This window comes from Frankia tisae (genome assembly GCF_025403405.1).
GTDB lineage: Bacteria > Actinomycetota > Actinomycetes > Frankiales > Frankiaceae > Frankia > Frankia tisai.
Window position 1 is genome coordinate 1 of record NZ_JANEZT010000394.1, and the last position, 5,904, is coordinate 5,904.

Consider the following 5,904-nt stretch of genomic DNA (forward strand, 5'->3'; position numbering starts at 1 on the left):
GGCTCCGGTGGGGGCGATCGAGCGCGGCGGGGCCGTCGAGGCGTTCCGCGACGCGGCGGCCGCCCAACGGCGAGCCACCCGACTCCGGACTGTCACTGAAGCAAATCCGCTGGTCACCGAGTACGTCTACGTGCGGGGCGGCGTGGTCCTACGCGTTTCTCTGGTCCTGGCCGAGGATCAGGCCAAGGGATACGAGACGGCGCTGCAGCGGCTGACCTCCTGAGTACCCACCGCCCTGGGCCGGGCGAGCCAGGGCCGGCAGGGCCGGTCACCGACCGGCCGTTTACGCGGGTCCGTCCCGCGGGGAAGGATGCTCCATGAACATCCGGGAGTTCTACCGCGAGGATTCGCGGCGGCAGGCCTCCACCGAGGTCCCGTTCGGGGACGGGTGGACCGACCAGCACGACATCCACAGCACCTACCGGCTGAGCTGGGTAGCGGACACCCGGGAGATCTACTCGGTCCGCGAGCCGCACCCCGGCGGGATCCTCGCCCGCTATCTCGACCAGCTCCGCGTCGACCAGGCGGACATTGACGAGCTGCGGGTCGAGGTCCTCGCGGTGGCGGACCGCGAGGCGGTCGAGGCGGCGCTGGCGGGCTGGCCCGCGGTGATGGAGGAGCACAACAGCCTGCGCTGGGCCCGCCACCAGCTCACCAGCCTGAGCTCGGCCGGGGCCGCTTCCTGACCGGCATCGCGACCAGCGCAGCCGGGGATCGGTAGCTACCCGGTCTGGGCTGACGCGTCCGCCGGCGCGGTGGCGGGCGCGGCCAGCCAGCTGAGCAGGGTGCGGACCCCCCAGCCCGTGCCGCCGCGGCTGATCTCGCCGTCGTCGGATTCGGACCGCGCCGTGCCGGCGATGTCGAGATGGGCCCACGGCAGCTTCCCGGTGAACTCACGCAGGAACAGCGCGGCGGTGATGGACCCGCCGCCGACGTTCAACGCCCGGCCGATGTTGGCCAGGTCCGCGACCGGCGAGTCGATCGCCGGTCGGTAGTCCTCGGTGAGCGGCAGGCGCCACACCCGCTCCCCGGCGGTGTCGGCCGCGGCAGCCAGCTCCGCGGCAAGCTCGTCGTCGGAGCTGAACAGGCCCGCGGTGCGCCGGCCGAGCGCGACGGCGATCGCCCCGGTGAGAGTGGCCAGGTCGACGATGACGTCGGCACCGAGCTCGCCCGCCGCGTAGGCGAGGCCGTCCGCGAGGACCAGGCGCCCCTCGGCATCGGTGTTGAGCACCTCGACGGTCGTCCCGCCCCAGCAGGTGATGACGTCGCCGGGGCGCATGGCACTGCCGCCGATCATGTTCTCCGCGATGCAGAGCAGACCGGTCACCCGACCGGGCACGCCGAGTGCCGGCAGCGCGGTCATCGTTCCCAGCACCGCGGCCGCGCCGGACATGTCGGTCTTCATCCCGATCATCGACACGGCCGGCTTGAGCGAGAGGCCGCCCGAGTCGAACGTGATGCCCTTGCCGACGAGCACCCGATGACCCGCGGCCGATCGCCCCTGCGTCGTGGCGGGCACCGCGGGACCCTCGTAGGAGATCCGGACCAGCCGCGGCAGGCGCGGCGAACCTTGGCCCACGGCCTGCAACCCGCCGAAGCCCTGCTCGGCCAGTTCCTGCGGGCCGAGCACGGTCGCGGTGAGGCCGGCCGCGGTTGCGATGCGCACCGCCCGGTCTGCGAGCCATTCCGGCGACTTCACCAGGCTCGGCGTGTTCACCAGATCACGGGCGATGTACACCCCGAGTGCCACGGCGCGGGCCGCCCCCAGCGCGGCGAGCGCCGCAGGGTCCGCCGCGAGGTCGGTGACCACGACGACCTGGCGCAGCGGCCCGCCGGTGGGCGTCGACACCCCGCCGCCCGCGTCCGCGCCGGGGCCGGCGGCGTCGAAGCCGGCATCGTCCACCGTGATCTCGTTGACGTTCAGCGTGTCGCGCCCGGGCGCGCCGGAGCCGGCCTCGTCCCGGGCGTCAGGCTGGATCCCGCCGTTTGCGGGACGGCCGGGTTGACCGACCCGTTCCAGCAGCCCGGAGACGCGGTAGGAGCCGAGGGCGACCCCCTCGGCGAAGGCCCGCAGGCCGGCCGGCGCGGGCTGCGCGATCACCGCGAGCCGCGCCGATGTGCCGGCCCGGCGCGCCACGGCAGCGCCGGCGGCCCGCCAGTCCCGCGGCTCACCGGCGCCGACGCCGACCACGAGCAGTCGGGTAACCGAACGGTCCGCGCCGGTGAGCGGAACGGCCAGCACAGAGCCGGCATCACCGCGCAGAGACTCGCTCTCGACAAGACGGTCGAGCTCCACGCCAAGATCGCTGCCGGCCCGTCGGGCGGTCGCGTCGAAGACCGGCCCGTCCTCCCCCGCCGCCAGCACGACGGCGACGACGGAGGTCGCCGCGTCGTTGACACTCCCGGACCGGAGCGTGATCTCCGGCGGCGACCCGATGAGATCATCGAGCACCGGACTCGACGCGGATCCGTCCATGGTCATGTGACCCTCCTCGTCGCCGCCGCCCCATCAACCGCCGCCTGCCCGGCCGACCTCACCCACTGCGGGTCGGCCGCGCCGACGGTAGGCAACGACAGCTAGCTGACCGCCGTCTTCAGGGCGTCCCCCAGCGCACTCGCCTCGTCAGCGGTGAGTTCCACAACGAGCCGACCGCCCCCCTCCAGTGGGACACGCATGACGATGCCGCGTCCCTCCTTGGTCACCTCGAGCGGACCGTCACCCGTCCGCGGCTTCATGGCCGCCATCGGTGCACCTCTTCCTGCCGTCGGACCTGCGTCTGGCGACGATTATCCCGTAGACCGGACCGCAAACCGAAACACGTCTCCCCGCAGCATCACAACGGTCGGCGGCGGCGGCGGCGAACGGTGGGTGTCCGGTGTCGACGAGCGCGCTGGCGGTCGGTCCCGCGTGACCCAGATCGACCGCCCATCAACGGGAGGCCGAGCCCCGTGGGGAGTGGGCGGGTCAGTCCTGCGGCTTGTTCGGTGGCTCGGCGGATCGCTCCGCCGCCGCCGGCTCGGGTCCGATCCGCGCGAAGGTCGCCAGCCGGACGAGCTCGTCGTCGCGCCGGGCCAGCTCCTCGTCGCGCCAGGCCAGCTCCTCGGCCAGGCGCAGCAGGACGGCGTCGACCTCGGCCATCCGGTAGCCGCGCAGCGCCATCGCGAACCGCAGGCGGGTGACGTCGCCGGCCGTCACCGTGTCGGCGGGCAGGCCGACGGAGGCGCTGTCGGGCGGCGCCGGGGTGAGCCGGTCGAAGCGCCCGACGGCCAGCGCGGCCACGGCGAACACGACAGCGGCCACGATCACAATCTCCACGACGAGCACCACGGGACGATCGTGCCATGCCCCGGCCAGCCTGGTCACCCCGCCCGATCTGGCAGTCTGGCCGGGTGGACGCCGACCCCGCCGAGACGACCGACGAGACGACCCCCCAGACGATCGACGCCACCGCTCTGCCCCCGCACCCAGCGCATGCCGGCCGGACCACGCGGGACGCCTCACCGGGGCGGGACGCCTCACCGGGGCAGCTGCCGCTGCGGCTGGGGCGGCGGGTGTTCAGTCCATCGGAGCTGGTCGTGATGGCCATCGTCAACCGCACGCCGGACTCGTTCTTCGACCGGGGCGCGACGTACGGCGAGGCCGAGGCCCTCGACGCCGTCGACCGTGCCGTCGACGACGGGGCGGGGATCATCGACATCGGCGGGGTGAAGGCGGCCCCCGGCGGGGAGGTGAGCCCGGCCGAGGAACTTCGCCGGGTCGGCGGCTTCGTCGCCGCGGTCCGCGCCCGCCACGCCAACCTGGTGATCAGCGTCGACACCTGGCGGGCGGCGGTCGGCCGAGTGGTCGCCGGGGAGGGCGCCGACCTGCTCAACGACGCCTGGGGCGGGGTAGATCCGGAGCTCGCCGAGGTCGCCGCCGAGTTCGGCACCGGCCTCGTCTGCACGCACGCCGGGCACCTGCCGCCCCGGACCCGGCCGCACCGGATGACCTACAACGACGTCGTCGCCGACATCGTCACCACCACGGTGGGACTCGCCGAACGTGCGGTGTCGCTGGGGGTTCATCCCGATTCGGTAGTCATCGACCCGGGTCACGACTTCGGCAAGAACAGCCGCCACTCGCTGGAGGCCACCCGCCGGCTGCCGGAGCTGGCGGCCACCGGCTGGCCGGTGCTGGTCGCCATGTCGAACAAGGACTTCGTCGGGGAGGCCCTGGACGCCGGGGTCGACGAGCGGCTGGAAGGCACCCTCGCCGCGACGGCGATCAGCGCCTGGCTCGGTGCCCGGGTCTTCCGCGCCCACCAGGTGGCCGCGACGGTACGCACGCTGCGGATGGTCGCGGCCATCCGCGGCGACGCCGACCTCGCCTTCGCCCGCCGCGGCGTCGTCTGACCCGCCCCCGGCCCGACGACGCGGACCGGGACGACATCGGAGCTATGCCCCAGTCAGTCGCCTTCGATGATCTCTCGGTCGGTGGGGTGCGGCGGGGCGGTGCCCGCGGCTACGACCCCCTCCGGGGCGGCGGTCTCCAGCCGGTCGAGCGCCTCGCCCACGCTGGTGGCCCAGATCAGCGTGTCGCGGGCGACGTCCCGGACGAACCCGCCCTCGACGAGCTCGTCGACGAGAAGGCGCAGGTGACCGAAGACCCCGCCGGGGTCGAGGACGACGACGGGCTTCGCGTGCAGGCTCAGCACCCGGGCCACCCAGATCTCCAGCAGCTCCTCCAACGTGCCCAGCCCGCCGGGCAGCGCGAGGAAGCCGTCGGCGCGGGCGTCCATCAGTGCCTTGCGTTCCCGCATCGTGTCCGTGACGATCAGCTCGTCCGCCTCGGTGTCGCTGACCTCCAGTGCCAGCAGCGCGCGTGGGATCACCCCGATGGTGCGGGCGCCGCCGGCCCGCGCCGCCCGGGCCACCGCCCCCATGCACGACACCGAGCCACCGCCGGACACCAGGGTGTGTCCGCGCCGGGCGAGCTCCGCCCCGGTCTGGGCCGCCAGCTCCACGTGGGCGGCGTCGATCGCGGACGAGGACGCGCAGTAGACGCAGATGTTCACGGTTCCCGCGCCTCCGAGCGGGGCGGCTCGGCGTGCCCGACCGTCCCCTGCACGATGATGCGCACCGCCTCGTCGACATCGTCGGTTACCGACAGGATGTGCAGGTCGGATTCCTTGATCAGGCCCGCCGACAGGACGGTGGAACGCAGCCACTCCACCAGGCCCGACCAGTACTGCGACCCGATGAGGACCACCGGGAACCGGGTGACCTTCCCGGTCTGGACGAGGGTGAGCGCCTCGAACAGCTCGTCGAGCGTGCCGACCCCGCCGGGCAGGATGACGAACGCCTCGGCGTACTTGACGAACATCGTCTTGCGGACGAAGAAGTACCGGAAGCTGACGCCCAGATCGACCCAGTCGTTGAGCCGCTGCTCGAACGGCAGCTCGATGCCGAGGCCGACCGACAGCCCGCCCGCCTCCTGGGCGCCGCGGTTGACCGCCTCCATCGTCCCCGGCCCACCGCCGGTGATGACGGCGAAGCCGGCCTCGGCGAGTGCGGCCCCGAGACGACGACCCTGCGCGTAGATCGGATCGTCCGGGCCGATGCGCGCCGAGCCGAAGACCGTCACGGCCCGCGGCAGCTCCGCGAGCAGCCCGAAGCCCTCGACGAACTCGCTCTGGATCCGCAGCACCCGCCACGGGTCGCCGTGCACGAAGCCCGACGGGCTACGGGTGTCGAGCAGCCGCTGATCGGTGGTGGAGCGCTCGACCTGCCCCCGGCGGGCGACGACCGGCCCACGGAACTGCTCCGGTGGCGGGTAGCGGCGCTCGCGGCCGTTCACCGGGACACTGTTCCGGGACCGCTCGCCGGCGGCCGGCGGGGTGGCGCCCGACCCGGCCGGCGGGGTGG

At 73.7% G+C, this 5,904-nt stretch carries 7 protein-coding genes and 1 pseudogene; 3 read left to right on the forward strand and 5 right to left on the reverse strand.

All coding sequences use genetic code 11. The features are described from left to right. Together NBZ85_RS26400 and NBZ85_RS26405 are read left to right on the forward strand one after the other, a co-directional pair. A pseudogene (locus NBZ85_RS26400) lies at positions 1–223 on the forward strand (hypothetical protein); the annotation flags it as partial. Between the two features lie 94 nt (positions 224–317). Continuing rightward, positions 318–686 carry a hypothetical protein gene (locus tag NBZ85_RS26405; protein ID WP_261553691.1) on the forward strand — a complete coding sequence of 123 codons (369 nt, stop codon included), beginning with the start codon at positions 318–320 and terminating at the stop codon, positions 684–686. 35 nt (positions 687–721) lie between these two features. On the opposite strand, the gene NBZ85_RS26410 is transcribed toward NBZ85_RS26405, so the two are convergent. From NBZ85_RS26410 to NBZ85_RS26420, 3 genes are all read right to left on the reverse strand, one after another. Continuing rightward, positions 722–2,482 (reverse strand): leucyl aminopeptidase family protein, encoded by a 1,761-nt coding sequence (locus NBZ85_RS26410; protein ID WP_261553692.1) that lies wholly within the window; start codon positions 2,480–2,482, stop codon positions 722–724. 95 nt (positions 2,483–2,577) lie between these two features. Continuing rightward, a complete protein-coding gene (locus NBZ85_RS26415) occupies positions 2,578–2,745 on the reverse strand; it encodes a DUF3117 domain-containing protein (RefSeq protein WP_011438211.1) in 168 nt (55 codons plus the stop codon). Positions 2,746–2,965: 220 nt separating this feature from the next. After that, positions 2,966–3,328: a DivIVA domain-containing protein gene (locus tag NBZ85_RS26420; RefSeq protein WP_261553693.1), complete on the reverse strand. Its 363-nt coding sequence runs from the start codon at positions 3,326–3,328 to the stop codon at positions 2,966–2,968. 14 nt (positions 3,329–3,342) lie between these two features. Here NBZ85_RS26420 and folP point away from each other — a divergent pair, with 14 nt between their 5' ends. After that, on the forward strand, positions 3,343–4,392 hold the full coding sequence (gene folP, locus NBZ85_RS26425) for a dihydropteroate synthase (protein ID WP_261553694.1): 1,050 nt from the start codon (positions 3,343–3,345) through the stop codon (positions 4,390–4,392). A 53-nt stretch (positions 4,393–4,445) separates the two neighbouring features. Here folP and NBZ85_RS26430 read toward each other — a convergent pair whose 3' ends face one another. Together NBZ85_RS26430 and NBZ85_RS26435 are read right to left on the reverse strand one after the other, a co-directional pair. Next, positions 4,446–5,054, reverse strand: coding sequence for an LOG family protein (locus NBZ85_RS26430; RefSeq protein WP_261553695.1), 609 nt, complete (start codon positions 5,052–5,054; stop codon positions 4,446–4,448). After that, complete coding sequence (locus NBZ85_RS26435; protein ID WP_261562807.1) at positions 5,051–5,836, reverse strand: LOG family protein; 786 nt, start codon at positions 5,834–5,836, stop codon at positions 5,051–5,053. The genes NBZ85_RS26430 and NBZ85_RS26435 overlap by 4 nt, the downstream gene beginning before the upstream one ends. Positions 5,837–5,904 lie beyond the last annotated feature (68 nt).

What these genes read in the sequence shown, in the direction of transcription:
- NBZ85_RS26405 (WP_261553691.1), top strand. Translation starts at nt 318, where the DNA reads ATGAACATCCGGGAGTTCTACCGCGAGGATTCGCGGCGGCAGGCCTCC.
- NBZ85_RS26410 (WP_261553692.1), bottom strand. Translation starts at nt 2,482, where the DNA reads ATGACCATGGACGGATCCGCGTCGAGTCCGGTGCTCGATGATCTCATC.
- NBZ85_RS26415 (WP_011438211.1), bottom strand. Translation starts at nt 2,745, where the DNA reads ATGGCGGCCATGAAGCCGCGGACGGGTGACGGTCCGCTCGAGGTGACC.
- folP (WP_261553694.1), top strand. Translation starts at nt 3,343, where the DNA reads ATGCCCCGGCCAGCCTGGTCACCCCGCCCGATCTGGCAGTCTGGCCGG.